This is a genomic window from Nocardia sp. NPDC050712 (genome assembly GCF_040654295.1).
Taxonomy (GTDB): Bacteria; Actinomycetota; Actinomycetes; order Mycobacteriales; family Mycobacteriaceae; genus Nocardia.
This window is the reverse complement of record NZ_JBFAHT010000002.1, coordinates 1,468,395-1,486,365: the sequence shown is the minus strand read 5'-3', so window position 1 is coordinate 1,486,365 and position 17,971 is coordinate 1,468,395. Positions and strand designations below refer to the sequence as shown.

20 protein-coding genes are annotated in these 17,971 nt (G+C 65.9%); 10 read left to right on the top strand and 10 right to left on the bottom strand.

The genetic code is table 11. From position 1 onward, the window contains the following. Positions 1–43: 43 nt before the first annotated feature. Together AB0H76_RS17755 and AB0H76_RS17750 are read left to right on the top strand one after the other, a co-directional pair. Positions 44–382, top strand: a complete 339-nt coding sequence (locus AB0H76_RS17755; protein ID WP_357324479.1) for a metalloregulator ArsR/SmtB family transcription factor — start codon at positions 44–46, stop codon at positions 380–382. Next, complete coding sequence (locus AB0H76_RS17750; RefSeq protein ID WP_357324476.1) at positions 379–1,122, top strand: DUF2071 domain-containing protein; 744 nt, start codon at positions 379–381, stop codon at positions 1,120–1,122. Before AB0H76_RS17755 ends, AB0H76_RS17750 begins: the two co-directional genes overlap by 4 nt. Here AB0H76_RS17750 and AB0H76_RS17745 read toward each other — a convergent pair whose 3' ends face one another. Then, the gene (locus tag AB0H76_RS17745; RefSeq protein WP_357324473.1) at positions 1,123–2,262 is read right to left on the bottom strand and encodes a DUF3089 domain-containing protein; all 1,140 of its coding nucleotides are present in this window, start codon (positions 2,260–2,262) and stop codon (positions 1,123–1,125) included. Between the two features lie 141 nt (positions 2,263–2,403). Between AB0H76_RS17745 and AB0H76_RS17740 the strand changes: the two genes are divergently transcribed. From AB0H76_RS17740 to AB0H76_RS17730, 3 genes are all read left to right on the top strand, one after another. Continuing rightward, positions 2,404–2,880 carry a MarR family winged helix-turn-helix transcriptional regulator gene (locus AB0H76_RS17740; RefSeq protein ID WP_357324470.1) on the top strand — a complete coding sequence of 159 codons (477 nt, stop codon included), beginning with the start codon at positions 2,404–2,406 and terminating at the stop codon, positions 2,878–2,880. 155 nt (positions 2,881–3,035) lie between these two features. Then, on the top strand, positions 3,036–3,437 hold the full coding sequence (locus tag AB0H76_RS17735; protein ID WP_357324468.1) for a VOC family protein: 402 nt from the start codon (positions 3,036–3,038) through the stop codon (positions 3,435–3,437). A 280-nt stretch (positions 3,438–3,717) separates the two neighbouring features. Continuing rightward, complete coding sequence (locus tag AB0H76_RS17730) at positions 3,718–5,316, top strand: hypothetical protein (protein ID WP_357324465.1); 1,599 nt, start codon at positions 3,718–3,720, stop codon at positions 5,314–5,316. A gap of 137 nt (positions 5,317–5,453) precedes the next feature. Here the strand turns inward: AB0H76_RS17730 and AB0H76_RS17725 are convergent, their stop codons facing one another. Then, positions 5,454–6,059 carry a dihydrofolate reductase family protein gene (locus AB0H76_RS17725; protein WP_357324462.1) on the bottom strand — a complete coding sequence of 202 codons (606 nt, stop codon included), beginning with the start codon at positions 6,057–6,059 and terminating at the stop codon, positions 5,454–5,456. A gap of 591 nt (positions 6,060–6,650) precedes the next feature. On the opposite strand from AB0H76_RS17725, the gene AB0H76_RS17720 reads away from it, so the two are divergent. Further along, entirely contained in the window at positions 6,651–7,040 is a 390-nt protein-coding gene (locus tag AB0H76_RS17720) for a hypothetical protein (RefSeq protein ID WP_357324459.1), read from the top strand. A 64-nt stretch (positions 7,041–7,104) separates the two neighbouring features. On the opposite strand, the gene AB0H76_RS17715 is transcribed toward AB0H76_RS17720, so the two are convergent. From AB0H76_RS17715 to AB0H76_RS17705, 3 genes are all read right to left on the bottom strand, one after another. Then, on the bottom strand, positions 7,105–8,412 hold the full coding sequence (locus AB0H76_RS17715) for an acyltransferase (RefSeq protein ID WP_357324456.1): 1,308 nt from the start codon (positions 8,410–8,412) through the stop codon (positions 7,105–7,107). Continuing rightward, a complete protein-coding gene (locus tag AB0H76_RS17710) occupies positions 8,409–9,317 on the bottom strand; it encodes an SGNH/GDSL hydrolase family protein (protein WP_357324454.1) in 909 nt (302 codons plus the stop codon). The genes AB0H76_RS17715 and AB0H76_RS17710 overlap by 4 nt, the downstream gene beginning before the upstream one ends. Before the next feature lie 804 nt (positions 9,318–10,121). Further along, positions 10,122–10,559, bottom strand: a complete 438-nt coding sequence (locus tag AB0H76_RS17705) for a hypothetical protein (RefSeq protein ID WP_357324451.1) — start codon at positions 10,557–10,559, stop codon at positions 10,122–10,124. Positions 10,560–10,890: 331 nt separating this feature from the next. Here AB0H76_RS17705 and AB0H76_RS17700 point away from each other — a divergent pair, with 331 nt between their 5' ends. Beyond that, positions 10,891–11,391: an LppP/LprE family lipoprotein gene (locus AB0H76_RS17700; protein ID WP_357324448.1), complete on the top strand. Its 501-nt coding sequence runs from the start codon at positions 10,891–10,893 to the stop codon at positions 11,389–11,391. A 111-nt stretch (positions 11,392–11,502) separates the two neighbouring features. Here the strand turns inward: AB0H76_RS17700 and AB0H76_RS17695 are convergent, their stop codons facing one another. Together AB0H76_RS17695 and AB0H76_RS17690 are read right to left on the bottom strand one after the other, a co-directional pair. Next, a complete protein-coding gene (locus AB0H76_RS17695) occupies positions 11,503–11,952 on the bottom strand; it encodes a contact-dependent growth inhibition system immunity protein (protein ID WP_357324445.1) in 450 nt (149 codons plus the stop codon). 190 nt (positions 11,953–12,142) lie between these two features. After that, positions 12,143–13,027, bottom strand: coding sequence for an alpha/beta hydrolase (locus tag AB0H76_RS17690; RefSeq protein WP_357324441.1), 885 nt, complete (start codon positions 13,025–13,027; stop codon positions 12,143–12,145). Positions 13,028–13,134: 107 nt separating this feature from the next. On the opposite strand from AB0H76_RS17690, the gene AB0H76_RS17685 reads away from it, so the two are divergent. Continuing rightward, the gene (locus AB0H76_RS17685) at positions 13,135–13,659 is read left to right on the top strand and encodes a hypothetical protein (protein WP_357324438.1); all 525 of its coding nucleotides are present in this window, start codon (positions 13,135–13,137) and stop codon (positions 13,657–13,659) included. A 569-nt stretch (positions 13,660–14,228) separates the two neighbouring features. Continuing rightward, positions 14,229–14,576 carry a hypothetical protein gene (locus tag AB0H76_RS17680; protein WP_357324435.1) on the top strand — a complete coding sequence of 116 codons (348 nt, stop codon included), beginning with the start codon at positions 14,229–14,231 and terminating at the stop codon, positions 14,574–14,576. 160 nt (positions 14,577–14,736) lie between these two features. Here AB0H76_RS17680 and AB0H76_RS17675 read toward each other — a convergent pair whose 3' ends face one another. Continuing rightward, entirely contained in the window at positions 14,737–15,303 is a 567-nt protein-coding gene (locus AB0H76_RS17675; protein WP_357324432.1) for a pyridoxamine 5'-phosphate oxidase family protein, read from the bottom strand. Positions 15,304–15,339: 36 nt separating this feature from the next. Then, the gene (locus AB0H76_RS17670) at positions 15,340–15,711 is read right to left on the bottom strand and encodes a hypothetical protein (protein ID WP_357324429.1); all 372 of its coding nucleotides are present in this window, start codon (positions 15,709–15,711) and stop codon (positions 15,340–15,342) included. A gap of 417 nt (positions 15,712–16,128) precedes the next feature. Between AB0H76_RS17670 and AB0H76_RS17665 the strand changes: the two genes are divergently transcribed. Beyond that, positions 16,129–16,989: a TIGR03619 family F420-dependent LLM class oxidoreductase gene (locus tag AB0H76_RS17665; RefSeq protein ID WP_357324426.1), complete on the top strand. Its 861-nt coding sequence runs from the start codon at positions 16,129–16,131 to the stop codon at positions 16,987–16,989. A 197-nt stretch (positions 16,990–17,186) separates the two neighbouring features. Here the strand turns inward: AB0H76_RS17665 and AB0H76_RS17660 are convergent, their stop codons facing one another. Further along, positions 17,187–17,894, bottom strand: coding sequence for a histidine phosphatase family protein (locus tag AB0H76_RS17660; protein WP_357324423.1), 708 nt, complete (start codon positions 17,892–17,894; stop codon positions 17,187–17,189). Positions 17,895–17,971: the final 77 nt, after the last annotated feature.

Genomic DNA, 17,971 nt, shown 5'->3' with positions numbered 1-17,971 from the left:
GCGCCGATTGTTCGCTATTTAGCTATAGTGCTAAAGTGCGAACATGACCGAGAGTGATCCCTCCGAGGAAGCGGGAGTGTTCCGCGCACTGGCCGATTCGACGCGCCGCCAGATCTTGGAGGACCTCCGCGCCGGCGAGCTGACCGCGGGCGACATCGCCGCCAGATTCCCGATCAGTGGCCCCTCGATCTCCCGGCACCTGGGCGTGCTCAAGGCCGCCGGGCTGGTCCGGGAGCGGCGCGAGGCCAACCGAATCTTCTACTCGCTGGTCGAGGAGCGGCTCGCGTTGTGCGTCGGCAGGTTCCTGAGCACGGTCTGCCCCGAGCAGGTCATCGTCAGACAGCGCAGAGCCCGCAAGACCAAGAACGGGGAACCCGGATGAAACCGCCACGGATGTCCAGCGTCGTCGAGCGACGCCTGCTGGTGAACTACCGAATCGACCCCGAGATCGCCGCGAGCCAGATGCCGCCGACGATGCGGCCCCAACTCGTCAACGGTTGGGCGGTCGCCGGTATCTGCCTGATCCGCCTCGGACAGTTCCGCCCCAGCGCGCTACCCCGCTGGGTCGGGCTGCGCACCGAGAACGCGGCGCATCGCATCGCGGTCGAGTGGGATGGCCCGCACGGACAGTCGACCGGTGTGTATATCGCGCGTCGCGACAGCGGCTCGCTGATCAACGTCCTGGCCGGCGGGCGGCTCTTTCCGGGTGAGCACAACGCCGCGAAGTTCGACGTCCGCGAAACAGCGCAGGACCTGCACGTCGCCTACCGCACCCGGGACGAAACCATCTCCGTCAGTGTGGATGTCCGGACCACCGAGCGATTCCAAGGCAGCGAACTGTTCGCCGATCTGGCCCAGGCCTCGGATTTCTTCCGGCAGGGCGCGGCCGGATTCTCGGCCACGCGCGGCGGCCACCGCCTGGACGGGCTCGAACTCCGAACAGACGCCTGGCAGGTCGAGCCCGTCGATATCCAATCGGTTCGGTCCACGATCTTCGACGACCCGGACCGGTTCCCACCGGGCAGCGCGGCACTCGACTGCGCGCTGCTGATGCGGCAGGTGCCGGTGACCTGGCGCCCCCTGCAACCGCTGCACGCCGTCGCCGGTGGCAACCACCCGTAGTCAGCGGGCTGCGTGCCAGGCCCGCGTCTGCTGGTCCACGATGTCCACCAGCCGATCCAATCCGTAATTCATGTCGAGCAGATGGGTGTCGAACAGCGGCAGCTCGTTGACCGGCTCCGCGACCGAGAACTGCAGGCGATAGCGCTGATATCCATTGGTGTTCTGACACTGCCCGCCACCGCGGCCCACACTGGTGGTCCAGGTCGACGCCGAGGTCGGTGGGCTCGCGGGCAGTGTGGTGTACCCCAGGAGCACCGCGATGATCCCGAAGGAGTACGGATCGCTGGGCACCGTGACCCCGACGGGACCGCTGTCGCCACTCAGCACGGCCGGATCGGTGCAGGCAACCCGATAGCCGGGCCCGTTCGGAAGCCCCGCCGCATGCGAGAGCAAGTCCAGTTCACTGTTGCCGAACAGTGACGGCAAACCGATCAGGTCGGTGGAATATGCTGCGACACACCCGAATTCGCCCTGCCCGGTGCAGACCGGAATATTGGCGAAGTCACCACCGGTGGTCGAGCCCACCGCCGTGGTGACATTGCCGCCCAGCAGCAACGCACCGGCCAGCCGCGCGCGCTGTTCCGGATTCGGATCGATCTGCTCGCGCAGCAATTTGCGCAGCATCAGCGTGCCCTGGGAATGGGACAGGAAGACCACCGGTCGTCCGCCGTTGTCGCGGGCGAGGTAGTCGTTCCACGCGGCAAGCACATCGGCGTAACCGACGTCGAGGAGCTGGTTGGCCACCGTCAGCCCAACCGGCATACCCAGTAGCGGCACCTGCCGGTAGACCGGCGCGAAGACCCGGCACACGTTCGAGAAACGGGCGGCCTGGTAGCGGGCGATGGACTGCACCTCCGGCGCGGCGACCCGATCCGCCGAGAGCGCCACCTGATCACTCACCGTGGGATAGACGTAGAAGCAGTCCACCTGCTTGTCGGACTCCGGCGGTTGCGCGGGGACAGTGACCGCTCCGGAGGCCAGATCGGTGGTGTCGGAGGGCAGATCACACGGATCCCCCTCGAGCTCGGGTGCGCACAGCCACGTCGTGGCGGGCCCCGGCGCCGCCGCCGCGGGCACCGGCGCAAGCACCGTGACAACACTCGCCGCGGTGGCGAAAACCGTTGCCGCAGCGCGCTTCACCCATCGGCTCCGCACCGCTGGCAGGGCTGTCTTCGTCCTCATCATGCTCCTGAATTCGGCCCGGCCCCGCATCAGAGGCCGCTAGGCTGCGGTAGAGCCTACAAATGATTTGCAGTGCCGATGATCGGTATCGCAAATAAAGTGAAAGCGGTTGATGTGGAACAGGAGTTGCTGGTTCCGGAATCGGTAGCCCGGAACCCAGGGTGTGTGCTGATCAAGCTGGGCCAGGTCATCTATCAGCGCACCGAACAGCGCCTGGCCGAGATCGGTCTACGCACTCGCCACTACACGCTGCTCAACGTCCTGGACGCGAACGGGCCCATGGCCCAACAAGAACTGAGTCGCCGCGCCGGCATCGACCCCACCACCGTGGTCGCCTGCATCGACAACCTCGAAAACGCGAAGCTGGCGGTGCGCACCCGCGACCGCACCGACCGCCGCCGCTCCCTCGTCACCCTCACCGAGGCAGGCACCGCGGCCTTGGCCCAGGCCCACGCGCTCCTCGACGATCTCGACCGCGAGAACTTCGCCGACCTCACCGAAACCCAGGCCCGAGACCTGACCCACCTGCTGACCCTGCTCAATCGAGGCGCGGCACTCACCGGCACGGCTCGGTAATGCGTAGCCGTCCCCCGACCCGCTACGCGATTCCAGCGACATGCGCGGCCCAAAACCTCTGGCAACAGACCTCGCTCGACTGTCGGTGGCTGCCGATACATTGACCCCAAGTCGATCGTCACCATCGAGCTTGACTCGAACACCGAGGAGTACCTGTGAACGCCCCCACCGGCTTGACCAACGTCGTCTACCCAGCAGCCGACCTGGATGCCAGCGTGGCGGTTTTCACGGAGTTGCTCGGCGTCGACCCCGTGTTCCGCACCGAGGACTACGCGATGTTCGCGATCGGTATCGCGCTGTCGTCCAAACCGTGGGTGCACCATCCGCTGCCCTTCTGGACGGTAAGTGATATCGCGGCAACGCATGCGGCGCTGGTGGCCGGCGGCGCCACAGCGATGGGCGAAATCGCCGACGGGTCACTCGCCGAGATCGGAACCGCACCTGTCGTCAATGGCGATGCTGTGACCGGCATCGTCGACATGCCCGGCGGCCGCTTGGCAGTGCTGAAAGCCGTCGACGGAAATCTGATCGCCCTCAATCAGCCGGTTGGCTGGTAGCTTTCATCGGCTCTGGGCGGCAACTGTAGCGGCGGGGCGCAGATAATTCGGCGGCAGCCGAATTCGGTTGAACGGCCCCGAGCACCCCGCTACCGTGAAGGCAAGGGATCGGACACGGGGGACTCTTGACTTCATCGTATGGCGCTATCCGCAGTGGGGCGATGTCACTATGAAATGGCCTTGGGGGCAACGGGATTCGAGGCCGTCGCAGCAATATACGGGGTGGGCGTCAGGGCCCGCTCCGGCCAACCCGCAGGAGCATGCGCACCAACAACTTTCGATGATCGAATCGTTTCTGGAGCAGGCCGACCAGAGTGCTGTGCAGCGGGCACAGGACCGGGTGTCGGCCGACCTCGCAGGGGCCGCTGCGTTCTACCCGGATCAGGCGATACGGGTACTTCGCATGGCCATACGCCGGTTGGCGGTTACCGAAACCGACGTGCAGCGTGTCCTCGGCAGCTGGCTGCACCGGCCCGATCCCGATTCGTTCGCGCGAACCTGGATCATCGCCGAGGAGCTGATGCGGGCCCCCTCAGGGAATTCCACGCCCTCCGAATTGTGCGTGTGGTGCGCCACCACACTGCGGGCCGGAGGTTCCGGCGATTTCGTCGCATTCCGTTCCCTCGCAAAGGAACACCTGGCACGGCTGGTAGACGACGATTTCGAGAAGCTCGCATTCGCCGGCGGCGGGTCGGTGATCTGGCAGGTGCTCTACGCGCTCGGGCCCGGCAGTCGCAGCGATTGGCTGCGCCTGATGAGTGATCGTGCCGCCGCACGGGGCGAGAAGGATGTCGCACGACGCCGCCACCAGCTGGCCGACCGGTTCACCCCGGAGCCGGACCGCAATCGGCTCGTCGGGCACCGCCGAGCCGAGTCCCGCGATAGCGGCATCTTCTTCGGCGCCGGAGGTGGGGCCGGCAGCCGAGGCACGGTGGCCGGTATCGGAATAGGTTCCACCGACACACCTTTCGGCTTTCATCCGACGGATCCGACACAGCCACCCGGTGCGCATCTGCCTCCGACGGGTTCGAGACCGATCGGCTTCACCCCGGTCATCCGCGAGCCCGCGACCCCGCCCCCACCGGCACCGCCCGACTTCGACACGATCACTCGGCTGATCCTGCGCGCTGTCGCCGACCTCATGCAGGGCCGAGGCCCAACCGATCTGACAGAACCGCTGCGGCATGCGACCGATCCCGACCAGCGTCGCACCTTGATTTTCCTCAGCGCGCTCGCGGACCTGCGTGCAGGCGAACTCGACCGAGCACGAACTACGCTCCGCAAGGTGCTCGCCGGCCCGGCGGAGGCGGACACCCGCGATCTGGTGGCGAATGCACACCTCATCGTCGGCCTCCTCGACGCAGACGTCGAACAAGTCGCGGCGGGTCTACGCCTGCTCTTCGACCAGCATGGCGACAGCTGGGCAGACAACTCCCTACTGGACCCGGAAACGATGCGAAGAACCCTCGTTTCGGCCGCACCGCAGAAGCTGGCGGAACTGGCCGAAGCTTCCGAGCTCGTGCTGCTTGCCCGAGAGGGCGGCGCCAACGCCCTCTGTCTACAGTCGGCTCGCAGCCTGCTCGCGAAAGCCGCCTGCGCAGTACATGGTTCGGACAACGAGGTGGCGGGCGAACTACTCGCGCAAGCGATCCAGATCGTCGAGCGGGTGAGCGGCGCCCGAGCCGAGGAGCCCGACCTCGCCGAGCCGCTGCACCTGCTGCATCTGGCACAGCAACGCCGCACTGCTGGCGAGCCCGCGGCGCCGAGCCCGGAGCCGGACGTCGAGCCACCCGAACTGCACTATGACCGCCTGCCACTGGTACTGCCGAGCAGTCTCATCGACGATCCGGAATCGACGCCGCCCAGCGCTCTCCCCTGAGGGCTATCCAACATCGGCATCGGGCTTCGACCAGCACGTGGACCTCAGTGCCGGCCTCGATCGGCACGCCGCGCCGATCGGCCGACATTTCTGGATGCCAAGCCCGGCATCTGCCCCTGACCGGCGGACGAATGACCTCACACAGGCCCGCCGAGCGGCGGATGCTCGAGCACCCGGGGCTTGTACTCGACCAACTGAATGCTGCCATCGAAGGTGCGGTGCTCGATCATCTCGAGGGCAACGTCCGGATAGCCGTCGTAGATGCGTTCGGAGCCGGTGGCGCCGGTGATCACCGGGAACATCACAACGCGGAATCGGTCGACGAGCCCGGCTCGAAGCAGGGACCGGCACAGGCTCAGGCTGCCGATCGTGCTGAGGAGCCCCGAGCCTTCCGACTTCATGGCGCGCACCGCCTCGACGGCGTCGCCGCGGACGAGCGTGGAGTTGGCCCACGTCAGCGGCTCCTCGAGCGAGGAGGAGAACACCACCTTGGACGCTTTGGTGAGCCCGTCGACCGACGCTTCTTCTTCCGGCCTGAACTCGTCTTGGCCGTCCGGCACCGCACCGGCTGCGAAGCCCGACATCAGGCGGTAGGTGTTCGCGCCCATCAGCTGCGTGGACTCGGGCTGTTCGCCGAGCCAGGCGAGGTACTCCGGGCCCTCGAGCCCCCAGAATCCGGGCCATCCCTCGCCCGACGCGTAGCCGTCGAGTGAGGTGATGAAGTCGACGAGAAGTTCTGACATGGCAGTGTCCTTTCCTCGGGTGTCACAAGCTTCGACCGGTTGGGAGCCGCAAACTCATCGGCCGCGCCGTGGGTGACTAGAAACGTTTGATGTTGCAGCCGATCCTCTCGACCGAGCAAGGTCGGAGGCGGCGTGGTTAGTGCTGCTGGTCGAGGAGTGTCGAGGCGCGGACCGTGCCGACGGCCGGCTCCCCCGGGGCGATGGGCCACGAGATCGAGACATCTCGATCTGCGTTGCCGACCTGACCGCAGGACCACAACCACCAACCAAAGCTGACGTTTCAAGCAGGCACCTCGCCGTCGCCGGGACTGCCTCAGTTCGGCAAGAGCGCGCACCGCCAGCGCTCTGCCCGTTGACTTTCCGCGATATCCGGTATTGACACGTCCGACGACGTCACGTCGTCGCGCCGGGCCGGTCGCATCCTCCCGTCCCGGAATAGGTGACCACGCCCTTCAGACCTGCACAATCGGCACCAAATCTCGTTGAAGGACAAGGAATCTCATGGCGCCCCAGCGTCTACTGGCGTGGATGCCGCCCCCGGTTTGTTAGCGTTCCTACCGGATCGAATTGCTCTATCGAAGGAGACAAGACGTGCACAAGCTGCTTTTTGCCGCCGCAGTCGCCGCCGCGCTGAGCCTGACCGCGTGCGGCAATGACACCTCGACTGCTGAACCCGCTGCCTCCTCGACTGCCTCGCCGAGTAAGTCCGCCAAGTCCACCAGTACGTCGGCCACCTCGTCGAGCGCGGCGGCTGCCGGCGGCGCGATCCTCATCGACCCCGATGGCAACGTGTGGGATCGGGCCCGGACCGTCACCGAAGCCGCCGAGATGGCGAAGTCGATCAAAGCGGCCGGGGAAACCCTCGACGCGAGCTTCTGCGAGCAGAGCTACACCGAGGGCATCGCGGGCGGTGGCCAGTTCCCTTCCGGCAAGCAGGCATGGCTCGACGCCTGCCAGGAGGGAGTGCGTCAGGCAGGCTAGATCGGCATAAGCGTATGTCGGCTCCTTGCTGATGCCGCCGAACGATCCGATATGACCGGCGCCGTCATGTCGAGCGGTGCGATTCCCGGACGCGGACCGGGTCCGGGGGCGGTGCCGCGCTCGCGGGTTTGACCCCGCGTCCGGCAAAACGGCGCATGATCGGCACATCCAGCCAGTGATAGATCGCCGCCGCCAGCACCACCGACACCACCATGCTCAACAGCGCGAAACCGGCCCAGCCGAGCATGCCGAACTGTCTGCCGCCGATGAGATACCGGGTGATGACCACCATCACCGGCAACTGGATCAGATAGAAGGCGAAGGAGACATTACCCAGCCAGACCAGGCGCGGCCCCGAGGTCAAGCCCCGGATTCCGGCGAGGTCCCGGGCGGCCAGCGTGGCCACCACCGCAGCCATGGGTGCCAGCATCAGCGCGGACATCTTGTAGTTGACCGGCACCACCCAGGTGGCGGCATAGGACACGGCCAGCACCAGCAGCGGCAGCACGAGACGGGTGTTGCGCCAGCGCCCTTCGAGCACCATGCGGGCCGCCAGCACGCCCAGGAAGAACTCCGGCAGCCGTGAGGCGGGGAAGTTGTAGCTGAGCCAATAAGCCAGGGACACCGGGATATCGGGCTGCTGGAACCACACCGGCGCGGCATGCAGTTCGTAGAACGGCGAGTTGTCTCCCGGAACCAGCCGGGGCACAAAGGTGTTCGCGATCCCCTTGGGTCCGGGCACCCACAGGTAGTAGGCGGTGTGCAGGGCCAGGATGAACAACAGCAGCAGGCCCATGGCCAGCAGCAGCCGCTGCGTGGGGATGCGCCGGATCAACGGCAGCAGGATCGGAAAGCTCAGGTAGAAGAGCACTTCCGCGGCCAGCGACCAGGCCGGGACGTTCAGGCCGCCGAGTGTGGTCGACTTGGGTACCCAGGTGTGCACCAGCAGCAGGTTCGGCACCCATACCACCGCGCGTGCGAGCGGCACGCTCGCCACGACGATGAAAGCCCCCGCTGCCAGCAGATGAGTCGGATAGATCTTCAGCACCCGCCGGCGATAGAACCCGCGCACCGACATGCCGGGCCGGAACGACCAGTAGATGATGAAGCCGGACAGCAGGAAGAAGAACGTCACCCCCGCCGCGCCGAGCTGCATGGGAATCCACTGGTGGATGGTCCGGAACAGCTCGGATTTCTGGAACGGATAGACCGGCAGGAACGCCATGGCGTGCACGATGAACACCGCGCCGGCCGCCCACCACCGGGCACCGGTCAGTGACGGCAGCGCCGTGCGGTCCCGATCGGCCGGTGTGGCAGCCGGTTCCGGAGCTCGCGCGGCGGCGTCCGGATCACCGGAGGCGGTAATACTCATCGATGTCCATATCGGTCATACAGCCCGCGGGCCATCACCGCGTCACCCTCGGCGGAAGGATGGAACGGCAAGCCGTCCAAATCCGCGCGCGGATCGGCGAGCCCGTTCATCCACGGTTCGGCCGAGCACAGTCCGTGCCCGGCGGTCAGCGCGCGCGAGTCGAAGAAATCGATGCCGAGAATCCCGGCCGCGTCCCGCTGAGCCCGGTCGAGGGCGTCGAAGTATTCGGCCAGGGCCCGGGCGCGCGGTTGCACGAACGGCGCCACGCCGAATACGTTGAGGCACACGGTGTCCGAGCCCGGCGGGATCAGCTCCGAGTACCCGACCAGCACGATGCGCGCCTGTGGCGCGTAGTACTTGATGTAGGTGACGACATTGCGTACCCGCTCGGCATATGCCGCACCGGTCACCCCTCGGTAGTCGGGGATCCGCGCCTGTTCGACGGCATCGATATCGCACCCGCGCAGCATGTCGAATACGCACAGCTGCAAAGATTTCCACAGCGTGGTCTCGTTGGCGCCCCAGATATCGTTCATGCCGATCTGAATCGTCACCAGTTCCGTGCGCGGACCGAAGGCACCGGCCTGGTCCGCGACCTTGGCTTCGCCGCCGAGGCTGTAGCCCCTGCCGACGCCGATGGACGCGCCCGGACAGGAGGCGTCGACGAATTCCGGGGTGCCCGCCACCCGCAGCAGCCTGCTGAGCTGGTTCGGCCAGGAGGTGGGGCGATGCACGCACTGGACTTCCTCGGAGAGGAAGTCCCAGGCGTTCGCACTGAACGAATCACCCAGAACCACTAACGCTTTCCCGGGCGCGGGCTCCGCCGCCGCGGCACCGGAGCCGGTCACCGATGACGCGACGGCTACCACCAGCGCACACATCCATCGCCCGCTGCTACCGAACATGTACGTCTCGTCTCTCAGTAGCCGGCACGCGGATCGAATTCGGGTGCGTCCAGGGTGGGCGGAGCGGGCGGAGCGGGCGGAGCGGACTGCTGGGTCCGGGGCGCGGGGGCGGCCGTTTCCACCGGCGCGGGGGCAGCCGTTTCTACCGGCGCGGCGGGTGCGGGTGCTGCGGGCGCGGGCGCTTCGGCGGGTTGCGGAACAGCCGCAGGGGCGCTGGTTACTGCCGAACTTGGTTGGGAAACAGTCGCACTCACCGGCGGAGCCGGACTGGGTGTGGTCGCCGAAGGCGTGGCATCACTACCGGATTCAGCACCGCCACCGCAGGCCACCGGCCCGGTGATCAGCACGAATCCGCCGAGTATCGCCACCGCCGCACGCTTGGCGTACGCACCTGGAAATCTGGAATTCAAGTCAACCCTCATATTTGAAGCACATGCCTTTCCCTTTCGTGGAGTCTACTGGCGGTCACCGAGCCCGGCTCGCACCATGAGGCCCCGAATTTCATGGGCTGCACACAGTTTCGCGCGATCACGGATGGGCGGAGCCACCAGCTGAGCCTGCACCAGCAGACCACGGTGAAGCGCTCCGGTTAGTCGTGGTGATGCCGCAGGGAAAGATTTGACGAAGGCCACTGCGCGCCCCAAGGACCACGTGGTCGACGAGCACCATAGCGGCCGGTGCCAGTCCCAATTCGTTGGCATTCTTTATGTTTCGGCCCTGGTCACGACATCCGCCGCGAACCGCGCCACTTTCTCGCCCGGCGATCACCCGGCGGTATGCACTACCGGGTGATCGCCGTTCGGATCAGCCGATACCCGGGATGCTCGGGAAACCGGGGATACCGGCGCTACCGCTCGACGGCTTGCCGCAGGTGGGGTTCTGGTCGACGTCGACGATCTGGGTGAAAGTGGCGTCGCCGGTAGGTGACTCCTGCGCGAGGATCTTGTGCTGGCCCCTCGTGCCCGGCTTCCAGGTGGTGGTCGCCTTCCCGGAGGCGTCGACCGCCGGGGTATCCGGCTGGAAGGTGTCCCGAGTGCTGAAACCATTGGCATCGGCGTCGAAGAACGACACCGCCGTACCCGGCTGCGCGGTCGCGGTGATGGTGTACGAGCAGCCCGCAGCGTTCGGCACGATCTCGAGGTTGGTTACCGCGGCACCGGCCTGCGGCGCGCCGAGCGCCACCGCGCAGGTCACGGCGCCGAGCGCCGCGAGCACGAGACCTGGCCGGTTTGTGACAGTCACAGTAAAAACCTTCTTCCGCAATGCATTTCCCGATAATTGACCGTGCCAGCATGCCCACATCGGAACGACGGCCCACAAGCCCATGAACTCGAGTGCTTGACACGATCGGGCGCCGCTAAATATCCGCGTCGGTTACCCGAACTGCCCGCTAGAGCGGGATCGGACATCGAGTCATGAGCCCGGCAACCCGCGCGCGCCAATCATCGGGCGATCCGCGCCAACTCGGGCACGCACCCACCCAGCCACAACCCGCTGTCGCATACTCGCTATGCCCCATCGCAATCATGGCCGCCCCGGTGGCCTCGCTCGAGACCGGCGCCGAAGGAGATCCATGAGAAACACAACAACGTTCGCGCTAGCCGTGATCGTCGGCGCGGTAGTGGGCTCGACCGGATTCGGCACGGCGACAGCAGATCCGGGCAACGGCCACGGCCTGTGCCTGGACGTCAACTCGGAACTCGCCCACAACGCCATCGCGAGTCTGGCGTCGGCGCCGGACGGAGCCTCGTGGAACATCATCGGCAGCGGCACCGAACCGATCTCGGCCGGCTGCGCGGGCGTCCTGTCCTACATCACGGTGGAGTGGAACGGAATTCACCCCGGCACCCACATCCTGCACTTCACCGAGGCCCGCTACCTCGGCACCTCCTCCGCCAAGCCCTACGCCTACACCGAGGTGCTCGGCCGCACCCGCGACAGCGTCTCGGTCCAGTACCGCTGGGCCAACGCCGACGACCCGCTGTGCTGCCCCCAGGGCGGCCCCACCGTGGTCACCTTCACCCTCGCCAATGGCCAGGTCACCGCGAACGGGCAGTTCCCGCCGACCAACTGATCACGCCCGGACGTTTTCGGCGATTCCCTCGCTGAATTACGCACGGCATTCGGCAGATCAGTGCGTTCGTCAGCCGGCGCCGCCGTCCTCGGGATCGCGCTCCGCGGCATTTCAGTGCGTTCGACCTGGATCGACCTCAGACTGGTCTGACAGGAATTTCAAGACCAAGCCGCGCAGCTCTGGAACTTGCGCGCCGCCCTTCTCGGCGATCATCGCATCCGCTCGCTGGGCAATGCCTCGCACTTTAGCCAAGACCTCGGCCGAATCTGACCATCGTTCCTCAGGCAGCCGGAGCACCGCCCACAACAGGTCACCCGGATAAAAGTGACCGGCGGCAAGCGGATTCGCCTCCAGCTGATCAAGCGCTCGAGACAGTATTGCCGTGGTTCCAACGTTCTGCGACAACATGATTCGCAGTCCCTCGATATCCAGTTCTCCGATTGGAACCTGCCGCATCCGGTGGACTGTCCGGACCAGGTACGTGTCCTCCGGGGCGACTGCCGGCCAAACATCACCCTCGATGTCCTGCACCGATTGTGAGAACTCTTCGCTGCCAGCCACGCTTTTCACCGCTCTCATTTCAATGGCACTGCTCGTTCATGTGAAGCTTCGAGGCTGTCAGGACCTGCCCTACAGTAATAGTCACCATTCTGGTCCGACGCCCGTCGTTGACACGCAAATCGGCAGATCAGTGCGTTCTTCGGCCGACGCCGCTGCCCTGTGGGATCGCGCTCCGCGGCATTTCCGTGCGTCAGTCAATCAGGTCACGCAGCGCGTCAACAACAATCTCGGGCCGCTCCTCTGGCAGGAAGTGGCCGCACGCCACTGTGGCAGTGCGGAGATCCTGTGCCCATCGAGTCCAGATCGCCAGGGGATCGAATGGAAGAACGACCTCGCCCGGATCTTGCCAGAGAGCAGCCACGGGCATAGCCAGACGGCGACCGGATCGGCGATCGGATTCATCGTGGACATTGTCGATGAATGCGCTTGCCCGGTAGTCGGCACAGACGGCATGGATGGCGGCGGGGTCGCGGGCGGCGGCGAGGTACGCGGTGCGGATGTCGGCGGGAATCGCGTCGGGCATCTTCGTCCAGCCGTCGAGGAAGTGCCCGAAGAACAGATCGGGGTCGGCTTGGATCAAGCGCTCGGCCAGATCGTTCGGTTGCGCGAGCAGGTAGAGGTGGAACGCGAAAATGCCGGCGGTCCCGTGCAGCGCGGCCCAGAGTTCCGCCGCCGGAAGCACATCGAGGATTGCGAGATGGCTGATTGCCTGTGGATGGTCCAGCCCGGCACGAAACGCGACCAATCCACCTCGATCGTGTCCAGCAAGGGCGAATCGACTGTGGCCGAGTGATCGCATGAGTTCGACGATGTCGGCCGCCATCGTGCGTTTGGAGTAGGTGTCACCATTCGGGTCATCGGCCGGCTTGTCGCTGTCGCCGTAGCCGCGCAGATCGGGGCAGATCACCTGATGATCTCTGGCGAGATCGGTGGCGACGTGCCGCCAGGCCAGGTGTGTTTGCGGGAAGCCGTGCAAGAGTACGACCGGGGTGCCGGAACCGGCCATGGCGACGTTGAGGCTGACAGCACCGGCCGGCACCCGGTCGTAGGTGAACCCAGCGATTCTGTTGCGCATGGCCGGACGGTAATCGACGGCACCGACAGTCCTGCGCGAAAGATCCAGTGCCCGAACGATTCGCTCGATGAAATACGATGTCGGACTGCTGGATTAACGTGAGCGGGGTGACGCTCGACGATAACCGACAGCTCCCTGCCGCACTGGCCGCCGCGTTGGCCACCGATTTCGACTACGACGGCGGGAACGGCGTCGACTTCGAGCCCTATGCAACCTTTCTCTCCGCTGCGGACACCACGGACTGGTGGCAGTCGTGGACCGGCAACGCAGAACTGCGTGGAGACGATTTCCGCGTCTTCGGTCAGGACGGCACGGGCGGATATGCGGCGATCTGGCTGGTCCGGGCGGCGCTCCCCCTCACTGATCAGCCCATCGTGTTCCTCGGCTCCGAAGGCGAGACGGCCGTGCTAGCCCACGATCTGGACGATTTTCTCTGGTTGCTCGCCGCCGGATTCGGGCCCTACGAGGCAACCGAGTACGGGCCGGAGTGGGCCCCGGCTCCCAACCCCCACCTGGTGGCCGTCGCGGAGCGCTTCGCGCCCGACCGGCGTCAGCCGGGAGCGGCCGTGATCGAACGAGCCGTCGCGGAGTATCCCGACTTCGGCGACAGGATCATGGGGCTGTGCCACTGAGCCGGCGCCCAGTCTCCAACGTTCACCACTGGATCCCGTGCGAGGACCAAGCCGCCAACCCGCGTGGGGTCCCGCACAAGACGGCCCGACCCGGATCTGCGTCTCCGACGCCAACGCTCAAATCATCAGAGTCTGGCCGAACACCCGCACATCCAGATGATGCAATAGCTGAACCGCGACGATCGGTGCGGGTTCGGGCGGGCACCCACCCCAGACTGCCCGAGCGCCTAACTGTGGAATCTGGTTGTCTCGCAGAGGTTCGCGCGGGCAACTCTGGCACGATTGACCGGCGCCGAGACGATCTCGTACCCGAAGGAAACACCGAAGAGCACCTTGCCGTCGTTGCTCGACGCGGCCATCCCGGCGGATACCGAGTCACCGTCACAGGCCAGGGCCTCCCTCGACACCACGTAATCGGCAGTGCGTTCACGATCAGCCGACGAGCAACGCTTCAGATGCCACCCCGATCGGGTAGGACACGTAGGTGTCGAGAGCCGTTTCGCAGCACGGGGCACTGCCAATCACGGCGTAAGTTGTTGGGAAACAGTCGATAACACCGAGGGGATGCTGTGACGTTACGCGAACGGTCTGAGCAGAAGACGCTGGATACCGCACTGGTCTACGGCGAACCGTCCCAAACGCCGGAGGGGTCCACGATCATTACGGTGTCGGCCTTCAGCGATACCGCAGCGCGGCCGGTCGGGATATTCGTCGTGCACGGCGGCCAGGTGACATGGAAGGCGGCCGAGGATCGGATCGGGTTGATCCAGGCACGGACCGGTCTGATCGCGGCGACGGTGGGGACGGTTACCGGGCTGCTGGCCGCGGCCTTCGTGACGGGTGCGCTTCTGCGCCGACCGCCGTGGCCGGACATCCGGACGACACTGCTGAGCGGATCGCCCGTAAAGCCCTGGTGACGTCGCGACCGGCCCCCTGCAGAGCGGGGAATTGGCCGATGCAATGCCTAGCGTCAGCGCCTCGGCCCGCGCGGTCGACCGATCCGACCAGGGAACGACGACACCGGACGGGTCGAGCAGGGTACCTAGTCAGGACTGTCAAGAAGGTGGCGAACCAGACTCAGCCGGGGTTCGCGGGGTCGCTGACCCCGGGTAGGCCGACAATGCCGGGCTCGACCAGTGACACCGAGTCCTCTTGTGGCAGATGCGACATCATGACCGGATAGCGCACCAGTCTGGCACTACTGAAGGCGATGTCGCGGACATGCGTGAATTCCGACCACAGCAGCCTGCCGCCCTCGAGTGACCGCAGCGGGCGAACCCGCCGCCGCACCTGTTCCAGTTCCGCCTCGGTCGCCCGCCGGCGGAGCCCCGCTCGGCCGTACAGCCGCACACTTGGCGCCGCGGTGAAGCGGCCCACCAGTAGTGAACGGAACCAGAACAGCGGCCCGCGATCGACCGACATCAGACACACAGCCGGGTTCGCATCGAGATTGCGTGCCAGCGCCGATGTGTACTGGTCGAAATAGAACCCCGTGCAGTCTTCCCGGAAGAAGACCGTCCCCACCGGCGTGATGTTCGGAACGCCATCGCTGTCCACCGACGCGATCGCGAAGTGCCCGGTTGATTTTCGTCCCCGATCCAAGATCTCGCGGACGAAACCCCAACGCTCATCGACGGTTGTCATCGCGCCCCCTGGCGCACAGGACCACCAAGCCCTCCCCTATTGGCCCTTCAACGCTCGATCGGCACGGCTGACGAAGGTCGCGGTGGTGAAAGTGCCGATGGCGAGAACGACCATCACAATCTTCGCGGGCCACGGCCCTTCGATGATGGCGCCCACCGCCCCCAGCAGGACGAGGCCGACCGTGGCGACCAACATCGTCATCGCCCTGGTCGTTCCGTTGATCTCGCCGCGCAGAATCCGCCGCGACGCCATGAGCAGGCTGAGGCCGGGAATCCCGGGCAACAGCGCGACCACGCAGACGACGATCAGGTACTCGGGATTGACCAGCCCGGACACCACCAGTCCGGCCGAACAGGCCAAAAGCGCGATACCCAAAGCGATTCCGGCGGCTCCGGCACGGCGGGTCAAGCGCCGAACCGCCGGCTGGTTCGCGTAGGGCGACTGCACGCCCGCCCGCGCCGCATCGATCTGAGACATTCGAAACCCCCCGTGTGACAGTTGAAATGGCGGGCGAAGACGGCTTTCCGCATCTCGTGCCGACTGTCCGAATCCCCCGGCCGGTAGGCTACCGCCCACCATCACCCGCGATCAACCCGACACCGAATACATCTGCCAGAAGGTCCAGACCCACTGTCGTGCTGGGCAATTGCGACGCGCTCGTCCGTGTTCTATTGCGCTGCGGACGACTAACTCCCACCCGAGCCAGCGATTGGATGCACTCCCCCACCCCCGGCGCGGGAATTTCGCGCTCCGGTCCCAGGTTGACCACCCCGGAACCCATCGCGCGCAGCGGCGGCCGGAGCAGTCCGCCGGAAGGACCGGGATATGAAGTTCGCAGTCAGCTACAGCAGTGCCCACTTCGGTGGTGACCCCGACCGGATCATCGCCTACGCGCGCCACGCGGAGGCGTGCGGATTCGAGGGCCTCTACCTTCCCGAGCACCTTGTTCTCTACCCCGGCGCGAAGCTGCACAACTTCGAGGTACCACCCACGCTGCCGTTCCTCGACCCGCTCGACACCCTCTCCTACGTCGCCGCCGCTACCGAACGGCTGCTACTCGGTACCGGGGTGCTGTTGTTGCCGTACCGGCATCCGGTGGTCCTGGCCAAGCAGTTGGCGACCATCGATGTGCTATCGAAGGGCCGGATGCGGTTGCTGACAATAGGATTGGGCAACCTTCCCGAGGAAGCCGCGGCGGCGGGAGTCGATTACCGCACGCGCGGACGACGTGCCGACGAAGCGATCGACGTGCTGCGTCTGCTGTGGTCCGGTAACGAGGAAGGCGTCAGTTTCCAGGGCGAATTCTTCGCCTTCGACAACCTCGTGCAATTTCCCAAGCCCTACCAGGACACCACACTGCCCATCCACATCGGCGGATCCAGTCCTGCGGCCGCCCGCCGCACCGGGTTGCGTGGTGACGGATATTTCGCGGGCGGCGCATTGGTCCCGCAGGAACGCGCGGTGCAGTGGAAACTGGCACGCGCGACCGCCGAGGACGCCGGCCGAAACCCCGATAGCCTCGAATACACTCGATGGAGCGGAATCGACATGACCGACGAGCGGCTCGAAGCCTTTGCCGCACAAGGTGTTACCCGCGTCGTCGTCAGCGCCACGGCACCGGATCCGGACGAACAACACGACGAACTGTCACGATTCGCCGAACACTTCATCCACCAAGAGTCGTGATCTACGCGCCTGGGCCAGGGGCCTCTGTCACCACCACTGAATGAGGCGATCACCGAGGAATTCCAGCGAGTGCAGATGGTGGTACTTCGCGGGCACCGATCCATACGTCGTCGGTATCGCGAGCGGGCACGAGAAGACGCAACTGCGCCCCGGTGCCATCGACAGTGTCGGCGGCATCCGGGGCGCGGAAGGGTGAATCAGCCCAGGTCCGGGTGGCCGACCCACTCGACAATCGTCCAGCCCTTCTGCGGGCTGCCCTTGAGGACGACGCGGCCGCCGTTGCGTAGCGGATCGGCGCTGAGTTTGCTCGGGTCGGCGTTGTCGGCGTTCATCATCGACCAGAACATGATGGTGGCGGCGTGCGAGAAGACCACCGGGTTGCTGCAGTTGCGGCGCTGCACATCGACCAGGGCCTGATCAACGCGGCCGTCGAACTCGTTGCCATCGATGGAGCCTGGAATCCGTGCGCTCAGGTCGCCGGAAAGCCACTTGATCGGTGCCTTCAGGTATCCCGACATCGCCTGGGCCTCCGGGGTGCCCTCGTACTCGCCTGCCTCGATCTCCCGGAAACCGGGCTGAATGTCGAGGCTCAGGTTGCGCTTGGCGACGGTCGGTGCCGCAGTCTGCTCGGTACGCACCATGTTGGACGCGAAGGCGCAGTCGAACTTCTTGTCGGCCAGCTGGACGGCCAGATTATCCGCCTGTGTGCGGCCGCGCGCGGTCAGATCGGGTCCGGGCACCTTGGTGTCGATCAGGCCGGAGGTGTTTCCGAGGGACTCGGCATGGCGCACCAGGGTGACGACCATTTCGCCGCTGCCGCCGGAACCGCTGCCGGCACTGCCGGAGCCGATTTCAGCGGACGCGACGCCCGCGGTAGCGGTTGTGGCCGCGACCGCGGTCGCCATTACCGCAATGGACAGTCGAAGAGATCGGATTCGCATGGGTGGGAATGCCTTTCATCGTGTGAACGCCACTTCAGGTA